The 683-nt window shown below is 64.9% G+C and carries 1 protein-coding gene; it reads left to right on the top strand.

Annotation, left to right across the window (positions count from 1 at the left end; genetic code table 11):
• On the top strand, positions 1-683 hold a 683-nt coding region (locus QCE73_RS33890), incomplete at both ends, for an ATP-binding protein (RefSeq protein WP_309885321.1).

Raw genomic sequence — 683 nt, 5'->3', positions numbered from 1 at the left:
CGCATCATCGATCCGCTCACGCACCTCGTGCGCAACTCGCTCGATCACGGCATCGAAACCGTGGAAGCGCGCCGCGCGGCGGGCAAGTCGACCACCGGCCAGCTCGTGCTGTCGGCGGCGCATCACGGCGGCAACATCGTGATCGAAGTGAGCGACGACGGCGCCGGCCTGCGCCGCGACAAGATTCTCGCGAAGGCGCAGAAGCAGGGCATGCAGGTTTCCGAATCGATGAGCGATGAGGAAGTCTGGCAACTCATCTTCATGCCGGGCTTCTCGACCGCCGAGCAGGTGACCGATATCTCCGGCCGCGGCGTAGGCATGGACGTGGTGAAGCGCAACATCCAGTCGATGGGCGGCCACGTCGAAATCATGTCGCGCCAGGGCGCGGGCACGACGACGAAGATCGTGCTGCCGCTCACGCTCGCGATCCTCGACGGCATGTCGGTGAAGGTCGGCAACGAGATCTTCATTCTGCCGCTGAACTTCGTGATGGAGTCGCTGCAACCGGTCGCGGAAGACATCTACACGGTCGCGAACGGCGAGCGCGTCGTGCGCGTGCGCGGCGAATATCTGCCGCTCGTCGCGCTGCATCGCGTGTTCGATGTCGAAGGCGCGCGCACCGAGCCGACGCAGGGCATCGTCACGATCATGCAGACGGAAGGACGCCGCTTCGCGATGCTGAT

Source organism: Caballeronia sp. LZ029 (genome assembly GCF_031451275.1).
Taxonomy (GTDB): domain Bacteria; phylum Pseudomonadota; class Gammaproteobacteria; order Burkholderiales; family Burkholderiaceae; genus Caballeronia; species Caballeronia jiangsuensis.
The sequence above is the reverse complement of the archived record's forward strand: the minus strand, read 5'-3'. Positions and strand labels throughout refer to the sequence as shown.